Here is a 23,354-nt window from a genome sequence, read left to right on the forward strand (position 1 = left end):
ACAGGATGCGACGTTGAACTTTCACGGTTTTAACGCATCTCAAACAACAGGCATGCAATGGCGAAAGGATTTTGGCACATCTGCTGCTTGGTTACTGGTACCACAAACAACAATAAGTCGCTTCTGATTGCAGAAGCATTGTTCGAGTCAGCCAAACAGGCTGATCAAAGGAAAAGGAGAAAGATATGTCGGATTACACAGAAGAGCTGCTAGATACCAGCTACGACGAGTACGATGACGACGTCGATGACGCCGTAGAGATGTAAATCTCAGCTACAACTGCCGATACTGGCGTGGTGTTTCATGCGTCCAACGCTTGAAGGCCCGCTGGAAGGCAGTTGCTGAACCAAACCCTGTCAAATAAGCAATTTCCCCCATCGTTAGTACGGTTTCCCGCAAATAACACGTCGCCAGTTCCCTTCGAGCATCATTCAATACCGTCTGAAAGCTGGTGTTTTCTGCTGCCAACAAACGCTTGATAGTCCATCCCGGCTTGCCCATCTGCGCAGCCACTTCAGCCAGCTCCGGTGTTTTACCTTTCAAGAGCGGCGAAATAGCCCGAGCAACCTGCTCCGCCATCGACAAGCCATTACGAACTTGCGCCAATTCCGCATCGGCGAGATCACACAGATACCGAAACTGAGATGCACAAGGATGGCTCAACGAACGTTCAAGTGTGCCATCACGGAGCACCAGCGCATTACAACCCGCGCCAAACTGCACCGGACATGGAATAAACCGGGTATAAGCCTCCGCGTAATCCGGCGCATCAAACTCAACGCATACCGACGCAACGACCTGCTCACCACATGCCTGATTCAGCACACTCATCCAGCCAACCAGCACCGAATCCACCACAAAACAATTAAATTCGTTATAGGGACTGATAGAGTAAAACTGCAACTGCCCCCGGCCCTGTTCAACAATAAAAGCCGAACGGCCACGCGCATTAAAGCTGAACAACAACTCATAACGCACCAGCGCCTCACAGGCATCTCTGAGGGTCGCCGCACTGTGGGCGATCCATCCCGCCAGACCCAGATTCGCAGGCCCCGTCAGCGCCCCCATACGAAGCCCTAACCAAGGGGCTGCCGAGGCTTCAATCAGCGCCTGTCCGGTGCGCATAAAGCGCGGGATACTGACACGATTACCGGGCAATGCCAGCCGGGACGCCGGTAACTGATAGGCTTCCAGCACAGACACCGGGTCAAAACCTTCAGCCCGTGCGGCACGGGCCAGCAGTTCGACGTAAGCAACAGACAGATCTCCGAGCTTCATGATTCAGGCATCAAATCCATTCGATGGCGGAACATCCGTCTGCTCGACAACAGACTCAAAGGACGTCAGAAAACGATAGGACAAAGACAGCATCACCAGCGAGACCAGGCTGGTAACGTAAGTACCGAAGGCGGCCAGATAATTCAGCACGGTGTTATCCAGCAAAAACAACAACAAAAATGGCGCACTGATCAACAGTGGCGTAATCCACACCACCAGCACCAGCCGCGAGCCATTACCCTTGCTCAGGTTCCAGGCACGTTTAAAGCTGGTTGATTGTCCGACGGCTATTTCAGGCAAAGTGACCGAAAGACGAGCGCTGACGTATAAGCCAGCCATAATCGCCACGGCACCACCAAGCACCATCATTTGCTGAATTTGTAACAACGCAAACAACAGCAGAATCGGCGTAATAACAGCAGAAAGCGCCAGCCCCATCAACAACAGCCGCATCAGATAACGCCACTCCTCACGACGCCAGACACCCGGCTGAACCAGGTTTTTCTCAGGCATCAAAGTCATACGATGACAAGCCGTCGCAAAAACAACCCCAAACAGCATGGATGCCAAGGCAAAACCCAACTGACCAAAAAGATGCGATTCAGGCACCAGTGTAGTACTGGCCCAATCAAGAGCCGCCAGTAACAGCATCACTGGCAAAAAACGGGCGAGCACAATACCCCGCTTGACCCACAACAACCCTAGTGATTCCTGCACGATATCCAGCACCGGCAAGTCCGCATCGAGACCCAGAGGGCTCTTCATCCCGTTCTCCTGATCATAATTGCAATAAACACCACAACACACGGCGCAAGCTGGCCAGTATAACCAAACCCGGTCGGCGACTCATCTGCGCTAGCGTAAAATAGAACCGTTGCCAGTGCAGATCGAACACCAAGTACAGACCTTTGATGGCAGGCTATTCAGAACAACCAGAATGGTTCAAGGTTCCCACCGACCTCCCATCGACCAGAAGAGAGCCGATGAAACAGAATGTCATGGTTTTCTGGATATATCAGGGCTGGATCCACAGCATTCATCAGATAAAAATCAATCCCCGGATGAATTTGGAACATTAGCGCAAGGGCGGACTCGGCTTTGTTGGCCATTACATTTTGGTATTTTCTTGCCAATTTAACCCTCATAGCGACCGACATTGACTAAGCTGATTAAGAATGCTCAGGAGGCTGCTATGTCACACCCCACCATCAACACCTTGATTTCCCTGGCTGCGGCAATGATCACAGGTAGTATTGCCGGCATGATATTGGCGTCCGGCGATCTGTCGATCGTTACTCAAATATCGATCTCCGTCTTGCTATCATCGGTCGTCGCAGTGTCCGTCATGCACAACCAGCAGCAACGTTTGCAGAAAAAATTACTGCGTACGATCGAACAGCTAGCAACCGGCGTAGCCCCTCAGACTATCGAGGATCCGGTATTACTGGTAGTAGCCCAACATCTTGGCAAGATTCGCGAGATGAAGCAGCAGCTGTCATCACATGGCGGCCAGATTGCCATTGCTGCCGCCGAAATGTCGTATGCATCAGACCAGATGAGAGACAAAATTCACGACGAAGTAAAAGACACATCGCGCATTGTTGAATCAGCCCGGCAAATATCCGAGGCCATATCTGCCATGGTGGTGCAGACCAAAGAAGCCGCAAAAGCATCGGATATCGCCAAGGAACTGAATCTGTCGGGTAAAAAAGCAGTCGATGAAACCATCCCGCAAATGGAAGGCACACGGGAACGAGTCAATGCCAATGCCGAGCTTATTGCCCAACTTGAATCCAAATCAGAGCAAATCAAAGCTGTTACCCACGTCATTAGTGATATTGCTGAACAAACCAACCTGCTGGCTCTGAATGCTGCCATTGAGGCTGCGCGAGCCGGAGAACAAGGTCGTGGATTTGCCGTCGTTGCTGACGAAGTGCGCGCGCTGGCGGCCAAGACCTCCAGTGCTACGGAACAGATTGGCGAAACCGTCAACCAGATTAACAATGCCATCAAGGATGCCGTCACCAACAGCAAGGAACTGACCGTGGTCATCGACCAAGGGGTAAAAATGACCCAGACCATCAGCGGTCACCTGAATGAGATGTATGCCCGCTCGGAATCGATCCAGCAAAGTGTCAACACCATTGCCGAAAATGTTCAGAACAACAGCGCCAATATTCAACAGATATCTGCCATCGTTGGAGAGACCAGCCAACGCCTTGAACAAACGGAGAATGAGATCGCTTCGATTTCGGACCGTTCCCTGTCGTTATCGGAGACCGCTGAAAAAATCTACGAGGCATTCGGAGACAGCGAACTGGGGTATATCCACGATATTGCCAAACAGGAAGCCGTTGCAGCCGCCAGTGCAATCACGATGCTGTTCGAGCAGGCCATTGATTCCGGGAAACTGTCTGTCGATGACGTTTTTGACACCGATTACCAGCCAATTGCCGATACCAGCCCCAAAAAATTTACCACCCGATACGACCAGTTTACCGATGATCAACTGCCGTCGATCCAGGAACCCATTCTCGATCGCCACCAGGAAATCACCTACGCCGGAGCCGTTGATTGCAATGGCTACTTCCCGACGCATAACAGGCGCTTCAGTCAACCGTTAACCGGGGATCCAGCTCGGGATCTGACTCAAAATCGAACCAAACGCATATTCAACGACCGTACCGGTTTACGCTGTGGACAAAACCAGCAATCCTTCCTGCTGCAAACCTATAAACGCGACACCGGAGAAGTCATGCACGACCTGTCGGTACCGATTACCGTGAAAGGAAGACACTGGGGCGGCTTCCGTACCGGCTACCGCAGTCAATAGGCAGGCAATCCCCCGTTATCAAAACGCGGGGAACCCTGTATCGTAGCAGTTTGCCACCTGACCAAACCGGTTTTTTATGACGCGTCGTACCCTTTTATGTTTTTCCAGCTTACTGACTCTTTGCTGGTCACTATCCGCCAGTGCGTTAAAACCGGGTGAGCCGGGTTTCAACTTTACTCTGCCGTCACTGACTCAGAGCAGCAAGCAACAGCAGCTGAGTGATTTTCGTGGCAACGTGGTTTATCTGGACTTCTGGGCATCCTGGTGTGGCCCCTGTCGCAAGTCATTGCCGCTGCTGGATCAATTACATCAGCAACTGGTGGATCAGCCCTTTATTGTGCTCGGGATCAATCTGGATGACGACCCCGAACTCGGACGCCGCTTTCTCCGCGAGCTGGGCATTCAGTTCCCCAACCTTTCCGATGCATCAGGCAGCAGCTACGACAATTTTGGTGTCAGTGGCATGCCAACCTCCTTCCTGATCGACCAACAGGGAATCGTGCGCTGGGTTCATCAAGGCTTTACTGTCAATGATATGGAAACCATCCGTCCCCGGATTACCGAACTGCTCAAAGAGAGCCAATAAAGAACACCTGACAACCCATTCAAACGACCTCACCCGCTCCTGACGAACACCTTTGATGGCGTCTTAGTGCCTGGGCATCTGGACAAAAAAAGCGCGGCTCGATGCCCGCGCTTGTTTATCCGTACTTTTGCTTCGTATCGTTATCGTCCTGTTTGCTGATCAGTCCGCCTTGCATTCCCTTGAAAGATATTCATGCGATTGCATTTCCAGCATTCGGGAGGTGGTACGCTGAAATTCGAATTCCAACTTGCCACCAAGATAGATATCCGGAATGGCAGCGTCGGCGGACATAATGACTTTCACGCCGCGATCGTAGAATTCATCAATCAAGTTAATAAAGCGGCGCGCCAGGTCATCATTTTTGACACTCATCACCGGGACATTGGATATCAGCAAGGCGTGAAACAGCTTGCCCAGTTCAATGTAGTCGTTTTGTGACCGTGGCCCATCGCACAACGCTTCAAACTCAAACCAGGCAACATCGTCGCAGACGGCCTTGGCCGGGATATTTCGCCCTAATACCTCAACGCCGGCGTTCAGTTCAACGTTGCGCATATCGGGTGCCAATCCCTCAAAACTCTTTTTGAGACTGGCCTCGGCACTGTCATCCAGAGGGTAGTGATACAGCTCCGCTTGTTCCAGCGTACGCAAACGATAGTCCACCCCACTGTCCACGTTAACGACTTCAGTGTACTTGTTCAGCAGCTTGATCGCCGGTATAAATCGGTCGCGCTGCAAGCCGTCCTTGTACAAACCATCCGGCACAATATTGGAAGTAGAGACCAGCGTGACACCACGATCAAACAGCTCTTGCATCAAGCTGCCCAATATCATGGCATCACCAATATCGGACACAAAAAACTCGTCAAAACAAATAACAACCGCCTCATCCGCAATGCGGTCGGCCACAATGGTTAACGGGTTTTTGGTGCCCGCCAGCTCGGTCAGATCGCGATGTACGCGCTGCATAAACCGATGAAAGTGGGTGCGCATCTTGCGGTCAAATGGCAAGGCTTCGTAGAAGGTATCAACGAGATAGGTTTTACCCCGACCCACACCTCCCCAAAAGTACAAACCCTGTTCCGGTTCCGGCTTCTTGCGGCTGAATTTACTGCCCAGCTTACCGACCAGGCCTTTATTGGCACGTCGCGTTTCGGCAGCAACCAGATCATCAAACAAGCGCTGTAAATGTTTGACCGCCATTTCCTGGGCGGCATCGTATGAAAAATCATCTCGCTGGAGATCAGCTTGATAAAGCTGCCAAGGGGTCGACACGGGCGTACTCCATCGTAGGAATCGGGGGACGAAATGTATCCGACCGTGCCGAAAACATCAAACCGACCAACGGCTGTAAACGGGGTAAGAAGGGAATGTTTGACAGAAAATCTTCCACTTCACCGCATCAGCCGCACTTAAAGGCCGACATATCACGCAGCAAGGACTTTTTCAGTGTACCGAGCTGACCATGAAAAAAATGCCCACCGTCGGCAAATACCTGCCAATGCGGGGCTGGTACGACCAGATTGACCCAGTGCTCCACTTCATCAAAGGGCACCACTTCATCGGCATCCCCCATATAAATAAAGGTTTCAAATTCGTGCGGCAGCGTATTGGGCGCATCAAAATGATGAACGGCCGGGGCCATCAGATACAAAGCGGCAATCTCATCTGGATGCACTGCGGACGCCAGGCAAGCCATACCGGCACCAAAGGAAAAGCCTCCCAGCAGAATAGTTTCCCATCCCAGTGTATGTTTGGCGTAATCCAGCGCCGCCAGCACATCTTGCTGTTCGCCACGGCCATGATCGTGTTCACCGTCACTGCGGCCAACCCCACGAAAGTTAAATCGCAAGGTCGACAACCCTAGCCCCATCGCCGTTCTCAACGTTGTGGTAACCACCTTGTTGTCCATCGTGCCATCAAACAACGGATGCGGGTGACACATCAGCATCCCCGTCTTGCCCTGATCTATCATACGGCCGTCCAGTACACCGGCAGGTCCAGCGATACTGATCTCTTGCTCTTGCGCCATCCGCTCTCCTGATCGTTTTGTCAGTGCCACCCCGCCCCAGGCGGGAAGGCAAAATACGCGAGTAAAGACATATAAAAAAGTGCGTCCAAAAGGTATCAAGCGATAAAAAGACCCGCTAAAAAGCGACGCTTATGCGTGATCAATGAGCATTTTGGGCTGCTTGTTAACACCGCTTTTCCGAGCATTGTCACTTTTGGCTGCACCCGTGAGGATAGCATAGCCAGAAGCGGCATTTAGTAGCATAAGCAAGGCCATATTATTAGAACCAAACGATCTTAATACTACCTTCTTATATGCCCCGAGCCTTGGTATAGTCCGGGCAAATCGTAACACTCAGAGTAATGGCAAGCCCAATCACCTGCGAACGCCGTACCTCTGAATCAGCATCCCAACTTCCGAGAATCAATGTCCCATGATCAGTGACTACCATCTCACTCACCTGAAGCAACTGGAGGCGGAGAGCATCCATATCATCCGTGAGGTTGCCGCAGAATTTGACAACCCGGTAATGATGTATTCCATCGGTAAAGACTCGTCTGTCATGTTGCATCTGGCACGCAAGGCCTTTTATCCAGGTAAACCTCCTTTCCCGCTGTTACACGTGGATACCACCTGGAAATTTCGTGAAATGATCGAGTTCCGGGACAAGGTCGCCAAGGAAGTCGGTATGGATATGATTGTTCATATCAATCAGGACGGTGTTGATCAGGGGATTGGCCCCTTCACCCACGGTTCATCCAAGCACACCGATGTGATGAAAACGGCCGGTCTGAAGCAGGCACTGGATAAGTACGGCTTTGATGCTGCCTTTGGTGGTGCCCGTCGCGACGAAGAAAAATCCCGCGCCAAGGAACGGGTCTATTCCTTCCGCGACAGCAAGCATCGCTGGGATCCGAAAAACCAGCGCCCGGAGCTGTGGAACATCTACAACGGCAAGGTCAACAAGGGTGAAAGCATCCGTGTGTTCCCGCTCTCCAACTGGACTGAGCTGGACATCTGGCAATATATCTATCTCGAAAATATCGACCTTGTTCCTCTGTACTTTTCCGACAAGCGCCCGGTGGTTGAACGCGACGGTATGCTGATCATGGTCGATGACGAACGAATGCCGTTAAAAGAAGGTGAAGTACCAGAACTGAAATCCGTGCGTTTCCGGACACTGGGTTGTTATCCGCTGACCGGCGCGGTGGAATCCGAAGCCACCACCCTGCCAGAAATTATTCAGGAAATGCTGCTGACCACCACATCCGAACGTCAGGGCCGCGCCATCGACCACGATTCATCCGGGTCGATGGAAAAGAAAAAACAAGAGGGGTATTTCTAAATGTCTCACCAGTCCGATCTGATTGCTTCCGACATTCTGGAATACCTGGAGCAGCACGAAAACAAGGAAATGATGCGTTTCCTGACCTGCGGTAACGTCGATGACGGCAAATCCACCCTGATTGGCCGCTTGCTGTACGATTCCAAAATGATCTACGAAGACCAGCTGGCATCCGTCACCAAAGACAGTGCCAAAGTCGGTACTACCGGTGACCGTCCCGACCTGGCGTTACTGGTCGATGGCCTGGCCGCAGAGCGCGAACAGGGTATTACCATCGACGTCGCCTACCGCTACTTCAGTACCGCCAAGCGCAAGTTTATTATTGCGGACACCCCTGGGCACGAACAGTACACCCGCAATATGGCCACGGGTGCTTCGACCTGTGACCTGGCTATCATTCTGATTGATGCCCGTTACGGTGTTCAGACCCAGACCAAACGTCACAGTTTTATTGCCTCGTTGCTGGGCATCAAGCACGTAGTGGTTGCTATCAACAAGATGGATCTGATGGACTTCGATCAGGCGCGTTTTGAACAGATTCGCAATGACTATCTGAGCTTCGCAACAAACCTGAATATCGGCGACATCCACTGCGTGCCTATTTCTGCACTGGATGGCGACAACGTGGTTGATCGCTCCAGCCGCTCGCCCTGGTACGACGGCCAGACGCTGATGGAGATTCTGGAAACCGTTGAAATTGCCGCCGACAAGAACCTCGACAACTTCCGGCTGCCAGTACAGTACGTTAACCGTCCGAACCTCGACTTCCGTGGCTTTTGCGGCACTATCTCTGCGGGTGTGGTCAAGCCTGGCGATACCATCATGGCGCTGCCCTCCCAGAAAACCAGCAAGGTCGACCGCATCGTCACTTGGGATGGCGACCAGGACAAAGCCTTTGTTGGCCAGTCCATCACGCTGACGCTGGAAGACGAAATCGACATCAGCCGTGGTGATGTGATCGTCAAGATCGACGACCAGCCCATCGTCGGCAATCGCTTTAATGCCGATATCGTCTGGATGACCGAGAAGTCGATGATTCCAGGCCGTCCGTACGACCTGAAATTTGCCACCGGTGCCAGTGCTGGCACCATCAGCAAGGTTCACCATCTGGTCGACGTCAACACCATGGAGCAGCGCGAAGCGGACGAGGTCAAACTCAACGAAATCGCATTGGTTGAAGTCAGCCTCGATAAGGCCGTGCCATTCGATGCCTATGCCAAGGTACACGGCACCGGCTGCTTTATCGTGATTGATCGCCTGACCAACGTCACCATTGGTGCTGGTATGATTGTCGGTGAAGCCACCGGCTCAGGCAGCCTGGACGCTGTCAGCGCCGACGAAAAAGCCCGTCGTTTTAACCAGAAGCCTGCGGTCGTCGCCATCAATGCGGTGAATGCCGAAGCGCTGGTGTGTGGCCTTGATCGCCGTCTGTTTGAAATGGGTCGCCTTGCCGCCATCGGCGCTGCCAAGACCGCCCAGATTCTGAAAGATGCTGGTCTGGTAGCGCTGGTTGCCGGTGGTGCTGACGGTGCCGATATCAGCATTGCCGCTGATGGACACAGCATCGACACCCTGATCGCGGAACTGCAAGAGCAAGGCATCATCTGAGGATGTCATGCCCTTGCGGGCAGTCCTAACCGGCTCTGCAACGGCCCTCGGTACCTTGGTCTTGGTACATTATTGATTGTTGCAGAGCACAAAAAAAGCGGCTATCACAAGCCGCTTTTTTTGTAACATTTTTTATAGGTTGGTGGCTTTGTTGCCAGAAGCCTACCGACAGTTAGAAGCCTACCGACAATGACGCACCGTAATACACACCGGAGATATCCAGGTCGGTTTCAATATCAGTATCGTCCGGATCCGTTTTCAGCGTCATTTTGCGATAACCCGCTTCCAGACCAAGATCAACCACCGGAATAGGCAAGGTATATCCCAGACCATAGCTGACGTCAGACAGCTTATTGTCGCCATAACCCACGTAGTTGATATCCGCACTGGCATAAATACCAAAAGGCGTATCGATTTTCAGCTCGCCGTAAACCATCGGCAACACAAAATCCAGATCAACATGTTCGGTCTGGGTGCTGCTCTTTACTTCGGCATAGCCATCAAACTGACGACCGCTCAAACCGAAATTGATATCAACAAACGGAATGGGTAATGGCAAGCCCCAGTACAGGGTCAGGTCGGTATGGCTCAGGTCAACGGTACTGTCTGTAGCACCGGTAAATATCTGATCATTAAAGTCAACGGCAACATTGCCGCTACCACTGACTTCCAGACTGGTCTGCTTGATTTTAACATTAGGAATAAACGGTACCGGATGTTCAAAAAAAACGGTGATTTGTTGACCATTTTCCTTCTCCAGATTCAATCCGTCCTCTTCGACCGATACATCGGTATCTATCTGACCAGTGGGTTCAGCATTCCAGATACTGGCTTTAGCGCCAACGGTAAACAAAAGATCAGCCTGTGCTGACAAGGGAGCCAGTGCCATCAGTGCAACTGCAATTACGGTCTTTTTCATTGGTATCTTCCCGTTCCAATTCTGATTAGAGAAAATCGTGCAAACAAATCTGTGGACGCTAGTTTGCCCGCAAAACATCAGAATGCCAATGCTATGTGTCGGCCGTCTGACAAAGCCGGAAATACGCGGCGCCCGTCACCGTTAATATCAATACGGGAGCACAACGCAGCGGTCATATCTCCTCACATAGGCCGGTGGCCAGATACAAAAACAGGCCTTGCGGCCTGTTTTTGTCGAACCTGAGTATCGCCACGTATCAAAAAGTAATACCAATACGACGACCCACTTCTTCATATCCTTCAACGACATTACCCAGACCCTGACGGAAGCGATCCTTGTCGAGCTTTTCACGGGTTTCCTTGTCCCACAGACGGCAACCATCTGGCGAAAACTCATCCCCAAGCATCACTTCCCCTTTGTACAAGCCAAATTCCAGCTTGTAGTCGACCAGAATCAGTCCACCTTCATCAAACATCGCCTTGAGCACCTTGTTCACGGCAAAGGTCAGTTCTTTCATACGATCCAGATGAGCTTCTTCAGCCCAGCCAAAGGAGCGAACATGGTATTCGTTTACCATCGGGTCACCCAGCGCATCATTTTTGAGAAACAGTTCAAACGTGACCGGATCCAGCTCAATACCTTCATCAACGCCCAGCCGACGGCACAGGCTGCCAGATGAGACGTTACGCACGACGCATTCCAGCGGAATCATATCCAGGCGTTTCACCAACGACTCGGTATCCGACAACAGCGACTCGAAGTGCGTAGGAATACCGGCCTCTTCCAGCTTGGTCATAATGAACGCATTAAACTTGTTGTTCACCATGCCTTTGCGATCCAGCTGCTCGACCTTTTTGCCATCAAAGGCGGACGTGTCGTTGCGGAACTCCAACACCATCCGATCCTGATCATCTGTGCTGTATACTGATTTGGCTTTACCCGAGTAAAGCAGTTCACGTTTTTCCATGGGAATCTCCGCCATTAAACAATAAATAATTAAGCATCCGCCTCATTGAGGGGTAGCACCGTAACCCAGCAAACGAAATACATGGAACCGCACCGGCAGACGCTAGAATTCACACCAGTCGGCAACCTGATCCTGCGCTAACAAATGCACTGGCCTGGCCATCGGAGCCAATGCCAGTGCTAATGCTTTTCCGACCAGATCGGGGTGATTGTTTTTTTCACTGATATGGCCTGCCGTGAGGTATTGCACACCAGGCCAGTCTATACGCCGTATCAACTCCGCACATTGAGCATTACTCAAATGCCCGTAAGGCCCGGCAACGCGAGCTTGCAAGCCAGGAGGATACGGCCCCTTGCGTAACATTTCAGGGTCATGATTCGCTTCCAGCTGCAAGCCATGACACCCCTGATAAGCAGCAATAACATGAGGCGTCAGGCTACCAAGATCAGACAGCACTCCCACACGCAGGCCCGCCGCTTCCACCACAAACTGTAATGGTTCCCGTGCATCATGAGGCACAGTAACGGCAGTAACCAACATGCCGGCAACACGCGTAAGGTCTCCACCCGTCAGTGAGCGCCAGCGAGCATGTTCCGTCCAGTCCATCCTTATCGCTGTCCCCTGAGAGCAATACAGGGGAATATCCAGTGCTTCACACAAGGCCAGCGCACCTTTGGCATGATCGCCATGCTCGTGAGTAACCAGGACTGCTTCCAACTGTCCGGCATCGGCTCTGGCCAATTCAATACGTTGCAGTAGCGTTTTGCGGCTAAAGCCACAGTCGATCAGCAGGCTTCTGCCCTGGTGTTCCAGCAGTGTTGCATTCCCCTTGCTGCCACTGCCCAGGGATACGTATCTCACTGCTCCAGCTGTTGTTTGATCGTATTCAGCACGGGCAAGGCATAGTCATCTGCTGCCAGCTTGTCGATATCTTCCAGCAAGGACAGATAAACGCCATTACGAGCGCGATTCATCTTCAGCAAATAATTGCTGGCGATCACTTCCGGTTCAGAATCCCACAATCGCGCCCACCAACTGCGTTCAGAATCCAGCTGTCGACGACTGATTTCCAGATAAAATGTTCCAACGCTGCGATTGAGATCGGTCATCTTCAGATCCGAGGCGGTAATCGCTTCTGTCACCGCCGCCCAGGCATAAGCAAAGTTACCGTCCAGCCGCAGAATCTGGCTGCCGGAACCGTCTTTTTCAATACGGGGATTAAGATCAAGCGAACGGTATTCGTTTAACGATGCTGTTTGCTCTGCCGGATCATCGTTGTCACTGATCACCAGTGCCTGCGGCACTGGCAATACAAAATTATCCGGTGCCGCAGGAATCACGTCCAACTCGGGAATAGGCAAGGCATCCCGGCTCGCCAATGGCTGGCCATCCGGTGTCGTGGCTTCCTTACCCGGTTTCCCGGTCAGGTAGTCATCTGCCCGATCGCGAAAGCGATCGCCAAATATCGTACTACAGCCGCTGACGGCGACGACAAGCATTACCAGCAAATACTTCATGAGATCAAATTAACCCCAGAGCGGTCAGTGCTAGCTCAACCTTGGGTGCATAACGGCGATCCATTTCAACCAACGGCAAACGAATACCCGATTCCATTCGCCCCATACGAGTCAGAGCCCATTTCACCGGAACAGGGTTGGCTTCACAGAACATGGCACCATGCAGCGACATCAGGCTGCTTTGCAAGGCACGTGCTTCCTCGGCCTTGCCATCCAGCGCCAGCATACATAACTCATGCATCAATTTGGGAGCAACGTTGGCGGTCACTGAAATATTGCCTTTACCACCGGCCAGAATCAGTTCATGAGCCGTCGGGTCATCACCGGAATAGACCGCCATGCGATCACCCACCAGCTCAATAATCTTGCGCGCCCGGTCGATATCACCGGTTGCTTCTTTAATGGCAACAATCTGCTCAACATCCGCCAACGCCGCCACCGTTTCAGGCAGCATGTCGCAACCAGTACGGCCCGGGACGTTATACAGCCACTGCGGAATATCAACCGCTGCGGCAATGGCTTCGTAATGTTTGATCAAGCCACGCTGAGGCGGCTTGTTGTAATAAGGGGTGACCAGCAGACAGGCATCCGCACCGAGGTTTTTGGCTTCCTGCGTCAGCTCAATCGCTTCGGTCGTGCTGTTGGCACCAGTACCGGCAATCACCGGGCGACGGCCGTTAACCAGCTTCACAACCCGATCAATCACCGCACAGTGCTCACTGGTATTCAGCGTTGCTGACTCCCCTGTCGTGCCAACAGGGAGAATGGCATCGGTGCCCTGCTTGATGTGGAATTCCACCAGGCCATCAAGAGCTTCCCAATCGAGAGAGCCGTCTGAATGCATTGGCGTAACCAGTGCCACAATACTGCCGGTGATCATGAATTTGTACTCCACAAAACAAACTTTCCCTGCTGTTTATGAAGAAACGCAGGGACCAAAAAAACAAGAGCGCAATACTACTGGTGCGGCGTTAGAGAGACAAGAGAGTCAAGCCGCTTGCAGACGATTAGCAAGGGCCAGCGATCATCCACTGGCGTTATTCTCCTCGCCAGCCTCAGGTGCTACTCCAGTATGTCCAGGCCACGACTGGATAACCGCCTTGAGCAAGGTTGCCAGGGGAATCGCAAAAAATACCCCCCAAAAACCCCATAGACCACCAAACACCAATACCGCCACAATAATCGCAACCGGGTGAAGGTTGACCACTTCGGAAAACAACAGCGGTACCAGTACGTTACCATCCAGTGCCTGAATAATGCCGTAGACCGCCATCAGATAAAAAAAGTCGTTACTCCACCCCCACTGCATATAGGCCACCAGAGCAATGGGAACCGTAATCACCGCAGCGCCGATGTAGGGTACCAGCACCGACAGCCCAACACCGATGGCCAGCAAGGCCGCGTAATTCAGTCCTAACAACAAAAACGCGACATAAGTCGCCCCGCCAACAATTACAATTTCAACCGCTTTGCCACGAATGTAATTGGCAATCTGCAAATCCATCTCAACCCAGACTTCGTTGAGTAATGAGCGTTGCCGAGGCAAAAAACCCAGACACCAGGATAAAATAGCATCCGCATCCTTTAACAGGAAAAACACCAGGATCGGCACCAGCACACAGTAGATCAACATCGCCATGACAAGAGTGATACCGGAAATCGAAAAACTCAGCGCCCACTGCCCTATCGAAGCCAGCTCTTCTCGTGCCTGCTGTACCCAGTCCTGCACCTGAGCAGTGGTAATCAGATCGGGATACTGTTCCGGCAGCAACATCAGCAACGCTTGTCCCTTACTGGCCATACGCGGCAGCTCATAAAAAAACTGCGACAACTGCGCCCAAGAAGCAGGCAGGATAAACAACAACAAGGTCAACATGACCCCGACAAACATAATAAACACAACCACCGTAGCGGTAAGATGGCCTACCCCTCGTCGCTTGAGAAACTGCATACTTCCCTGCAGCAAGTAAGCCACCACCACAGCGGTTAAAAAAGGCGCCAGCACATTGCCCATAAAACCGACAACCAGCAAAAAGACGCCGATCAACACCAGCAACAGCAACGCTTCTTCATTGGAAAGATAGCGATCAATCCAGCGCCGGAAGACATTGATCATCCTTTAACTCCCTTGACAATCCAGTAGTGATATTCATTCCCATTCCGGGTTGCTGACAAGAGCTGATGCTCAGACAATTCGATATAGCGCGGAATATCCCGCCACGAACCAGCATCACAGGCGCGTACCATCAAGACTTCTCCAGCCGCCAGAGTTTTTAGTGCCAGCTTGGTTTTAAGCAACGGCAAGGGACAGCTTAATGCCGTAGCATCAAGCAGTTGATTATAATCATTCGGATTAGACACACATTCCGCCATTTGCCACACTGCGAACCAAAAGGGATCCGGATGATCTCAGACACATGGGCCAATAAGCAATCATCCGACTGCACGCCAAAAGCCAGAAGAACATGCCCATGGACTTTCCATTGATGCCAGGACTCAGGACACTCCGTTTGAAATCCCGTAAAACCCTGCTCGCCAGTACCCTGCTGTTTTGTTTCAGCACCAGCACCTATGCCGCCAGTAATGAGCTGCCGTCACTGGGTGACGCGGCCTCATCGATTGTTTCCCTGCAAGAGGAACACGAACTGGGCAGAACCTGGTTACGTCAGTTACGCGCTCACGCCCACACCATAGATGATCCCCTGACGATCGAGTTTATCGAAAGCCTGGTCTTTCGGATGATCCCTCACAGCGGCGCGCCACAGCAGGATTTCGATTTTGTTGTCATAGACAAAAAAGAACTTAACGCGTTCGCCGTACCTGGTGGCGTCATTGGCATCAACATGGGGCTTTTGCTCTACACCCGTGACGAAGATGAAATAGCAGCGGTACTTGCCCACGAACTGGCTCACCTGAGCCAACGTCACTTCGCGCGTCAAATAGAACGTGCGGAACAACAGCAACCCATCGCCATTGCCACCCTATTGGCCTCTATTCTCCTGATTGCGACCAATAATGCTGATGCCGGATTTGCCGGCCTGATGGCGAGTCAGGCGGCATCCATTCAGTCACAACTGGCCTATAGCCGAGACTGGGAGCGAGAAGCCGACCGCATCGGCATCAACACGCTGGCCGAGTCCGGCTTCGACCCGCAAGCCATGCCATCCATGTTTAACCAGATGATGGCAGCCAGCCGCATTGGCGACAAGCCACCCGAATTCTTGCTCACCCACCCACTGACACTAAGCCGGGTATCTGACGCCGCCGCCCGTGCAGAAGGCTACGCTCCGCAGCCTCGGCATCTGAGTTTTGACTTCGCCATACTTAAAAATCGCGCCCGTATTCGTTATCAACTCACCGAAGCAACGATAACCGACACTTTTATACGCGAAGCCGAAGCAACCGATAATTCAGCACTGACCCGCAACGCCGCTCACTACACTCTGGCCGAACAGGCCTTGCAACAACAAGATACCAAAACAGCCCTCCAGCAACTAAAGCAACTGGACGAAAGCTACCAGCAGTCACCGGCATCTCTGGCTCTGCTGGCTAAAGTCCTGACGGCAACACATCAGGCCGAGCAGGCGCTGGAAATGCTAACCATGGCGTTAACCTATCATCCCGGCAGTTATTTGCTGATCAGTACCCGAGCCAACGTGCTGGCGGATCTCGGCCGTCCCGAAGAGGCCGTCAACAGTTTGCGCCCCTTGACCGAACAGCGACCAACCACACCCGGGCTCTGGTTCCAGTTGAGTCAACTGGCCGCCACAGCCAACAATAGCGTGCTCGCCTACCGAGCCAATGCTGAATATCTGTTTTTTAGTGGAGAGTCTGCCAAAGCCAGCCGACAAATGGATTTAGCCATCGCCGCCGCCGCCAAACAGAAAGATTTTCAACGCCAGGAGGCACTGAAAGAACGACTAAAACAAATGGCTGCCAGCCGCAAACAACTGGAGTAAGTGCCTCTAAAAATGTAGCGAGCGATTTTTGATCGCTGCCATTTATAGATGTGCCCAGCAGGTAACCAACTCAATGCCAGCAACCTGTTAGGCCTTGAAGTCCAGCATTCGTTGCAAGCTGCGAATCGCCCCAACCCGAAGCGGCTCGGCCACAAAAATTTCCTGACTGCCATCATCTAATACACTGGCGATATTACGCAGGCCATTCATCGCCATCCAGGGACAGTGAGCACAGCTGCGACAAGTTGCGCCGTTACCCGAAGTCGGCGCCTCAACCAGTAATTTGTCAGGCACGGCCTGCTGCATCTTGTAGAAAATAGCCTTGTCAGTCGCAACAATCAGCACCGGATTAGGCAACTCCACCGCCGCCTTGATCAATTGACTGGTAGAACCCACAGCATCGGCCAACTCAATCACAGAATGGGGTGATTCCGGGTGTACCAAGATCGCAGCATCCGGATAAACCAGCCGCAAGTCCTGCAACCCTTTAGCCTTGAATTCATCGTGGACAATACACTCGCTGTCCCAGAGAATCATATCCGCACCGGTTTGTCGGCGCACATAATCCCCGAGATGACGATCAGGTGCCCAGATCAGCTTTTCACCCTTGCCGTGTAAATAACTAACAACATCCAGAGCAATACTGGAGGTCACAACCCAATCGGCACGGGCCTTTACTGCCGCTGACGTATTGGCATACACCACAACCGTACGATCCGGGTGTTGGTCACAAAAAGCGGTAAATTCATCCACAGGGCAGCCGAGATCCAATGAACAAGTAGCCTCCAAGGTCGGCATCAACACCCGTTTTTCAGGGCTGAGTACCTTGGCGGTCTCCCCCATGAAACGTACTCCAGCAACAACCAACGTACTGGCCGGATGATTAGCACCAAAACGAGCCATTTCAAGGGAGTCAGAAACGCAACCTCCGGTTTCTTCCGCCAAAGCCTGGATTGTTGGATCGGTATAATAATGGGCAACAAGAACAGCGTCTTCACGCTTCAGTAGCAAACGGATTTGCTCTCTGTAATGAGCGATCTGATCAGCATCAAGCGGAGCTTCGGGAGCTGCCCAGAAATCCTGGACAATATGTCGTTGTTCTTGTTCAGCTGCCTGGGACATAGGATTCTCGGATACCAGTCGGAGTACAAACAGGGCCAAGTGTAACACAGCAGAAATGCAGGCAATGGGCCACTGCGTTTGAGTAAATTGCCAATAAAAAAGGGAGAAAGCAAAGCTTTCTCCCTTTTCAGGAATTGGTGGGTCGTGCTGGATTCGAACCAGCGACCAATTGGTTAAAAGCCAACTGCTCTACCAGCTGAGCTAACGACCCGATACCTTCGCATTGTACTGATCAGGTATAAATTGTCAACCTTTTCAGTAAGTTACCCCACTTTAAATTTAACGACTGAAGAAACTCTGGCACAGGCTTCATTCATTTTCAGTTCGTTATTGCCTGGGGCAACTACAAACTGACGCCGAATTTTAAATGGTGGGTCGTGCTGGATTCGAACCAGCGACCAATTGGTTAAAAGCCAACTGCTCTACCAGCTGAGCTAACGACCCGAAGGAGGCGCATATAATACTTATATTTATCGACGTGACAAGTCTTTTTGATGAAAATTTACTTTGTCGACGCCATTTTTTTTAAATATGCCTCGGCCTGACGTACCGTTCCGGGAGAAGAGGTTGCATAACGTTCCCTGATCGTCTCCAGCCAATGCCGGGCCGCTTCTACATCCCCTGACTTGTGCAAGGTTACCGCATACTTGTAAGTCGCATCTGCTGCTTTGCCGTGATCAGGAAAATGATCGATCACAGTACGAAAACTTTCCAGTGCCGACGGGTATTCTCCCCGCACCAGATACACCTCACCATTCCAGTACCAGGCATTCGCCACCAGAGCATCCTCAGGATACTGTTTGACAAAATTGCCGAACGCCTGATTAGCCTGTTCGAACTGTTTGTCTCGCACCAGAGTCATCGCCTGGTTATAAGCGTCCTGAGCAGACGCCCGTGGCGTTTCAGAGACCGATACCGGTTTTTTATCAACCTCTGTCGTCAAATAAACGATTCGCCGATCCAAATCCAGATAACGATTATCTCCATCCCGCTTCAGCTGGCGCAATTCATTACCCTGCTGTTCAATGTGCCCGCGCAGTTCAGCAATTTCTTGCTGCATTTGTTCAACCTGCATCAACAACTCGTTGACCAGTTCCGGGGAAGTATCCGTAGGAGAGTCATTCAGGGAAGAGGGGGTATATGCAGGCTGGGAAACGGAAGCAGTTGATGCCGCAGGAGCTGCCACAGGGGCAGCTCCTACTGAAACCCACTCCTCCGCTTGTACGCTAACACCCAGTGTCAGAGCACAAAGGAAGTACAGTGATTTCATTAACGGCTCTGGTATTTCACTTCAACACGACGGTTCTTGGCCCAGCTGGATTCGCTGTGACCCATAACAACCGGGCGTTCTTCGCCAAAGCTGACGACTTCCAGCTGGCTGGCACTGGCACCATTTGCCAACAGAAAACGACGCACAGCCATAGCACGACGCTCACCCAGGGCCAGGTTGTACTCTACGGTACCGCGTTCGTCAGCATGACCTTCCAGAACAACACGGGCAGAGCTGTTGGCAGCCAGGTAGGCAGCGTGAACTTTCAAGGCAGCCTTGCTATCACTCTTGATCGTGCTCTGATCGAAATCAAAGTAGAACACAGTCTGCTCAAGCAGTGCTGCTTCGGCTTCCGTCATCCGGGATTCCAAAGACTCACCACTGACGGCAGAAGTATCAACCGCAGTAGTGCTGGTTTCCTCAACCGCCTCTGTTACTTCAGTGGTAACTTCTTCGGCCTTGGTTACAGTCTCGCTGGACTCGCCTTCATTGATTTCACCAGTGCTTGAACATGCAGCGACCAGCAGTGCGCCCAGAGTCAAACCCAAAGCCTTGTACAATGCATTTATTTGCATAACTGTCTTCCCACTCCACTTGATGATTTTAGTTTTTTAAAAAATCGGTGACCACGCAGGTTCTCTGACGTCGCCATATTTCGACGGTAATCGAAATTTAACTTCACCATCCACAGATACTGCGGCCAATATGCTGCGATCTGCTTCACTGGCTGCATAAATTACCATACTTCCATTAGGTGCAACACTGGGCGACTCATCAAGGTCGGTCTCTGTTGTCAGAATATGAACTTGTCCCGAATCCAGATCCTGGGAAGCAATATGGAAGTTCTCGCCCTCACGATGTACGTAAATCAGTTTTCTGCCGTCATCCGTGACTCTGGCTCGGGCATTATAATTCCCTTCATATGTCAGTCGCTTGACGGCTTTGTTACTGGCGTCCAGTTGATATATCTGCGGCCCGCCGGCGCGATTGGATGTAAATACCAGGTGGCGATTATCCGCCATCCACTGGGGTTCGGTGTCAATCGCATAATGAGTGGTCAATCGTTCAATCTTGCGGCTGCCCAGATCCATCACATAAATATCAGGATTGCCAAGACTCGATCGAACAAATGCCAGTCGGGTACCATCCGGTGAAAACGCCGGCGCACTGGTCGAACCCTCCATCTTGAGCACCAGTTCTCGCTTACCGGTTGCCAACTCCTGGAAATAAATGGCACTGCGACCGCTTTCGAACGATACGTAAGCAACCTTCTTACCGTCCGGTGCCCAAGCAGGAGAGATAATCGGATCCTTGGAAGTAAAAATAAGCTGCTCTCTGGCACCGTCGGCGTCGGCATAATTCAGATTAAAACGACTGCGCTCGCGATTGGTCGTCACATAGATAAGCCGGGTGGAAAACACGCCCGGAATACCCGTCAATTTTTCGAACACATAATCGCTTATATAATGAGCGATATCCCGTAACTGGTTTGCCTTACCTTTAACTCGATGACGCAATAACTCTACTTTCTGATGGACATCCAGAACATGGAATTCCATTGTATATCCGCTTTCATCCATTGAAATACGGCCAATTACGACAAAATCCTGACGCAGATTACGCCAGTCACTATAAGCGACCGCCTCAAGAGTGGTTGGTTGGCTGATCATATTGGCAACAGGCAATACCTTGAAATAGCCGCTGCTGCCCAGATCATTAGCGACGATACCGCTGATGTCTTCCGGCAACGCCCCCTCGCCACTCCACTCAAAAGGCACAACTGCCACAGGAATAGCCGATTGTTTACCCTGGGTAACCTCGATAACTAACTCTGCCTGTGCCAACCCTGCGAGCATAAACAGCACCAGCGCGCTGATCCATTGTTTTACCACGTTGCATTCTCCGGTCTGAAAACCATGGTGAGTGTTCGGAAACTGCGCTCAAATACATGAACGTCTTTGGGAACCGGCAGCGGCGATGCCTTTAGTACTGCTTGCTCAACCGAGCGATCCAACGCCGTATTGCCGCTCCCCTTGATAACGACAACGCTGATCACTTCTCCGGTCGGCACCAAATTAATACGCACCGTCACTTGCTGCTCCGGTTTGACCGCTGGCGGATAAAGCCAGCTGCGTTCTACTTTTTCTCTGAGTTGGGTAACAAAATCGGCTTCCAGCTCTGCTTCGACTTTGGCACGGCGCTCATTTTCTTGCCGTTGCTGCATTTCCTGAGCAGCCTGTTCGGTTGCCAGCTGCTCCATCAATTGCTGCTCATCCGCACGTGACTGCTGCTCACGGAGAGCATCAGCAGCGGCTTTTTCTTTCGCAGCCTTTGCTGCTTTTGCTTCAGCATCTATTTTTGCCCTGGCGGCGGCCTCTGCTTGCTGCTCTTGTAGTTGCTGTGCTTTTTCCTGTTTGGCCTTGTCTGCCTGCTGATGTTGTTTTAATGCCAGCGCGTCTGCTTCACGCTGTTTTTTTGCTTTGTCTGCCGCTTGTTTTTTCTTTAGCTCAGCTTCTGCTTGCTGCTTGCGACGCTGGGCGTCCTGCAATGTCTGCTGCTGTTTTTTATCCTGGTGCTGCTGGCGTTGCTGCACCGCGCGGTTTTCTGTCTCGACGACGTTGGCAATAATATGTTTGGGCACCGGTGGACGAATATGACGAGTATCGTCTGGCAATTCCAGCAGGAACAGACCGGCCACGACCCCGTGCAACACAACAGCCAACACGACAGGCAAGGGGTAAGATGAAGGTTTGAACCACTGCTTCACTCGGTCACTTCCGGATCAGGGGCTTCCGTAATCAAACCCACATCGGCGATACCTGCCATTTGCAAACCACCCATTAGCCGAACGACCTTGCCATAGGCAACCCGTTCATCGCCCCGAATCATCACACGGGTAGTGGGTACCTCGGCTTTTACCTTGGTAACGTAATCCTGCACCTGAATCAACGTCATGGCAGCGGGCTGATCATCATCACGCTCGATAAAATACACGCCTTGCTGGTTAACCGAGACAATGATGGTGTTATCGTCGGGTTCAATTTCGACAGGGGCTGAATCAACCCGAGGCAGATTGACCTGAACACTTTGTACCAGCATCGGAGCCGTCACCATAAAAATGACCAGTAGCACCAGCATCACATCGATGTAAGGCACTACATTTATTTCTGCGATAGGACGTCGTTTCGCGGCGGGGGGCTGCATTGGCTCCATTATTTTTCTCCGCTTGCCGCAGGCTTGGCCCCTTGTTTCAAGCGTAATGCCTGACGATACAGCAGAGAGGAAAATTCATCGGCAAAGGTGTGCATACCAGTGGTCAGATGATCGACCCGCGAGGCAAAACGATTGTAGAAAATAACCGCCGGAATCGCCGCCAATAACCCCATCGCCGTGGCGACCAACGCTTCGGAAATACCTGGTGCAACCGTAGCAATTGTCGCCTGCTTGACCGATGCCAGGCCGTGGAACGCACTCATGATACCCCACACCGTACCAAACAGACCGATATACGGGCTGGTGGAACCGACGGTGGCCAGCATCGGCAGATGCGCATCCAATGCTTCCGATTCACGGGTAATGGCAATCCGCATGGCACGCTGACAGCCCTGGATCATGGCATCCGGGTCGTGGGTATTCTGCTGACGCATTTTGCCAAATTCCTTCAGTCCAGCCATAAATACGTTTTCGATCATGCTGGTGGTTTCTTTCGCCTGACATTCCCGATACAGATCGTTGAGGTCAACACCAGACCAGAAACGATCCTCGAAATCCAGCAACTGGGCGCGACTGGACGATAACAATCGACTGCGCTGAAAAATCACTACCCAACTGCCGACCGATGCGGCTAACAGCAGCAGCATCACCAATTGCACAACGATACTGGCACTGGCAACCAGGCTGAAAATGGACATGGATTCGTTCACTGCTACTCCCTGACAT

Annotated in this window: 23 protein-coding genes and 2 tRNA genes; 5 read left to right on the forward strand and 20 right to left on the reverse strand. The window is 51.9% G+C overall.

Annotated elements, in window-relative coordinates; translation table 11 throughout:
• Window positions 1-273: 273 nt before the first annotated feature.
• Window positions 274-1,278, reverse strand: coding sequence for an AraC family transcriptional regulator (locus SOJ49_RS12260; protein WP_369854790.1), 1,005 nt, complete (start codon window positions 1,276-1,278; stop codon window positions 274-276).
• A gap of 3 nt (window positions 1,279-1,281) precedes the next feature.
• Window positions 1,282-2,043, reverse strand: coding sequence for a hypothetical protein (locus SOJ49_RS12265; RefSeq protein WP_369854791.1), 762 nt, complete (start codon window positions 2,041-2,043; stop codon window positions 1,282-1,284).
• Window positions 2,044-2,470: 427 nt separating this feature from the next.
• Between SOJ49_RS12265 and SOJ49_RS12270 the strand changes: the two genes are divergently transcribed.
• Complete coding sequence (locus tag SOJ49_RS12270) at window positions 2,471-4,111, forward strand: methyl-accepting chemotaxis protein (RefSeq protein WP_369854792.1); 1,641 nt, start codon at window positions 2,471-2,473, stop codon at window positions 4,109-4,111.
• A gap of 76 nt (window positions 4,112-4,187) precedes the next feature.
• Window positions 4,188-4,697, forward strand: coding sequence for a TlpA family protein disulfide reductase (locus SOJ49_RS12275; protein ID WP_369854793.1), 510 nt, complete (start codon window positions 4,188-4,190; stop codon window positions 4,695-4,697).
• Window positions 4,698-4,856: 159 nt separating this feature from the next.
• On the opposite strand, the gene zapE is transcribed toward SOJ49_RS12275, so the two are convergent.
• Together zapE and SOJ49_RS12285 are read right to left on the reverse strand one after the other, a co-directional pair.
• Window positions 4,857-5,972 (reverse strand): cell division protein ZapE, encoded by a 1,116-nt coding sequence (zapE, locus tag SOJ49_RS12280; protein ID WP_369854794.1) that lies wholly within the window; start codon window positions 5,970-5,972, stop codon window positions 4,857-4,859.
• A gap of 127 nt (window positions 5,973-6,099) precedes the next feature.
• Window positions 6,100-6,729 carry an alpha/beta hydrolase gene (locus tag SOJ49_RS12285; protein WP_369854795.1) on the reverse strand — a complete coding sequence of 210 codons (630 nt, stop codon included), beginning with the start codon at window positions 6,727-6,729 and terminating at the stop codon, window positions 6,100-6,102.
• Window positions 6,730-7,144: 415 nt separating this feature from the next.
• On the opposite strand from SOJ49_RS12285, the gene cysD reads away from it, so the two are divergent.
• Both cysD and cysN read left to right on the forward strand, forming a co-directional pair.
• On the forward strand, window positions 7,145-8,053 hold the full coding sequence (cysD, locus tag SOJ49_RS12290; RefSeq protein WP_369858063.1) for a sulfate adenylyltransferase subunit CysD: 909 nt from the start codon (window positions 7,145-7,147) through the stop codon (window positions 8,051-8,053).
• Window positions 8,054-9,661: a sulfate adenylyltransferase subunit CysN gene (gene cysN, locus SOJ49_RS12295; RefSeq protein ID WP_369854796.1), complete on the forward strand. Its 1,608-nt coding sequence runs from the start codon at window positions 8,054-8,056 to the stop codon at window positions 9,659-9,661.
• A gap of 172 nt (window positions 9,662-9,833) precedes the next feature.
• Here the strand turns inward: cysN and SOJ49_RS12300 are convergent, their stop codons facing one another.
• The 7 genes from SOJ49_RS12300 to SOJ49_RS12330 all read right to left on the reverse strand — a co-directional run bounded on the left by SOJ49_RS12300 (window position 9,834) and on the right by SOJ49_RS12330 (window position 15,425).
• Window positions 9,834-10,580, reverse strand: coding sequence for a TIGR04219 family outer membrane beta-barrel protein (locus SOJ49_RS12300; protein ID WP_369854797.1), 747 nt, complete (start codon window positions 10,578-10,580; stop codon window positions 9,834-9,836).
• A 256-nt stretch (window positions 10,581-10,836) separates the two neighbouring features.
• A complete protein-coding gene (purC, locus tag SOJ49_RS12305) occupies window positions 10,837-11,547 on the reverse strand; it encodes a phosphoribosylaminoimidazolesuccinocarboxamide synthase (RefSeq protein ID WP_369854798.1) in 711 nt (236 codons plus the stop codon).
• Between the two features lie 102 nt (window positions 11,548-11,649).
• Entirely contained in the window at window positions 11,650-12,408 is a 759-nt protein-coding gene (locus tag SOJ49_RS12310; RefSeq protein WP_369854799.1) for an MBL fold metallo-hydrolase, read from the reverse strand.
• A complete protein-coding gene (gene bamC / locus SOJ49_RS12315) occupies window positions 12,405-13,064 on the reverse strand; it encodes an outer membrane protein assembly factor BamC (RefSeq protein ID WP_369854800.1) in 660 nt (219 codons plus the stop codon). The genes SOJ49_RS12310 and bamC overlap by 4 nt, the downstream gene beginning before the upstream one ends.
• Before the next feature lie 4 nt (window positions 13,065-13,068).
• A complete protein-coding gene (dapA, locus tag SOJ49_RS12320) occupies window positions 13,069-13,944 on the reverse strand; it encodes a 4-hydroxy-tetrahydrodipicolinate synthase (protein WP_369854801.1) in 876 nt (291 codons plus the stop codon).
• Between the two features lie 144 nt (window positions 13,945-14,088).
• Entirely contained in the window at window positions 14,089-15,180 is a 1,092-nt protein-coding gene (locus SOJ49_RS12325; RefSeq protein WP_369854802.1) for an AI-2E family transporter, read from the reverse strand.
• On the reverse strand, window positions 15,177-15,425 hold the full coding sequence (locus tag SOJ49_RS12330) for a sulfurtransferase TusA family protein (protein WP_369854803.1): 249 nt from the start codon (window positions 15,423-15,425) through the stop codon (window positions 15,177-15,179). Before SOJ49_RS12330 ends, SOJ49_RS12325 begins: the two co-directional genes overlap by 4 nt.
• A 149-nt stretch (window positions 15,426-15,574) precedes the next feature.
• Here SOJ49_RS12330 and SOJ49_RS12335 point away from each other — a divergent pair, with 149 nt between their 5' ends.
• Window positions 15,575-17,023 carry a M48 family metalloprotease gene (locus SOJ49_RS12335; RefSeq protein WP_369854804.1) on the forward strand — a complete coding sequence of 483 codons (1,449 nt, stop codon included), beginning with the start codon at window positions 15,575-15,577 and terminating at the stop codon, window positions 17,021-17,023.
• An 87-nt stretch (window positions 17,024-17,110) separates the two neighbouring features.
• Here SOJ49_RS12335 and nadA read toward each other — a convergent pair whose 3' ends face one another.
• The 9 genes from nadA to tolQ form a co-directional block, all read right to left on the reverse strand.
• Complete coding sequence (gene nadA, locus SOJ49_RS12340) at window positions 17,111-18,145, reverse strand: quinolinate synthase NadA (RefSeq protein ID WP_369854805.1); 1,035 nt, start codon at window positions 18,143-18,145, stop codon at window positions 17,111-17,113.
• Between the two features lie 135 nt (window positions 18,146-18,280).
• A tRNA-Lys gene (locus SOJ49_RS12345) sits at window positions 18,281-18,356 on the reverse strand.
• Window positions 18,357-18,513: 157 nt separating this feature from the next.
• Window positions 18,514-18,589: transfer RNA gene (locus SOJ49_RS12350), tRNA-Lys, on the reverse strand.
• A 58-nt stretch (window positions 18,590-18,647) separates the two neighbouring features.
• Window positions 18,648-19,415 carry a tol-pal system protein YbgF gene (gene ybgF, locus SOJ49_RS12355; protein ID WP_369854806.1) on the reverse strand — a complete coding sequence of 256 codons (768 nt, stop codon included), beginning with the start codon at window positions 19,413-19,415 and terminating at the stop codon, window positions 18,648-18,650.
• A complete protein-coding gene (gene pal / locus SOJ49_RS12360) occupies window positions 19,415-19,990 on the reverse strand; it encodes a peptidoglycan-associated lipoprotein Pal (RefSeq protein WP_369854807.1) in 576 nt (191 codons plus the stop codon). Before pal ends, ybgF begins: the two co-directional genes overlap by 1 nt.
• 36 nt (window positions 19,991-20,026) lie before the next feature.
• Window positions 20,027-21,307, reverse strand: a complete 1,281-nt coding sequence (tolB, locus tag SOJ49_RS12365; protein ID WP_369854808.1) for a Tol-Pal system beta propeller repeat protein TolB — start codon at window positions 21,305-21,307, stop codon at window positions 20,027-20,029.
• Window positions 21,301-22,182 carry a cell envelope integrity protein TolA gene (gene tolA, locus SOJ49_RS12370; RefSeq protein ID WP_369854809.1) on the reverse strand — a complete coding sequence of 294 codons (882 nt, stop codon included), beginning with the start codon at window positions 22,180-22,182 and terminating at the stop codon, window positions 21,301-21,303. The genes tolB and tolA overlap by 7 nt, the downstream gene beginning before the upstream one ends.
• Window positions 22,179-22,628 (reverse strand): protein TolR, encoded by a 450-nt coding sequence (gene tolR / locus SOJ49_RS12375; RefSeq protein ID WP_369854810.1) that lies wholly within the window; start codon window positions 22,626-22,628, stop codon window positions 22,179-22,181. Before tolR ends, tolA begins: the two co-directional genes overlap by 4 nt.
• Window positions 22,628-23,338: a protein TolQ gene (gene tolQ, locus SOJ49_RS12380; RefSeq protein ID WP_369854811.1), complete on the reverse strand. Its 711-nt coding sequence runs from the start codon at window positions 23,336-23,338 to the stop codon at window positions 22,628-22,630. Before tolQ ends, tolR begins: the two co-directional genes overlap by 1 nt.
• Window positions 23,339-23,354: the final 16 nt, after the last annotated feature.

Source organism: Candidatus Thalassolituus haligoni, from assembly GCF_041222825.1.
In the GTDB taxonomy this organism is placed as follows: Bacteria; Pseudomonadota; Gammaproteobacteria; order Pseudomonadales; family Oceanobacteraceae; genus Oceanobacter; species Oceanobacter antarcticus.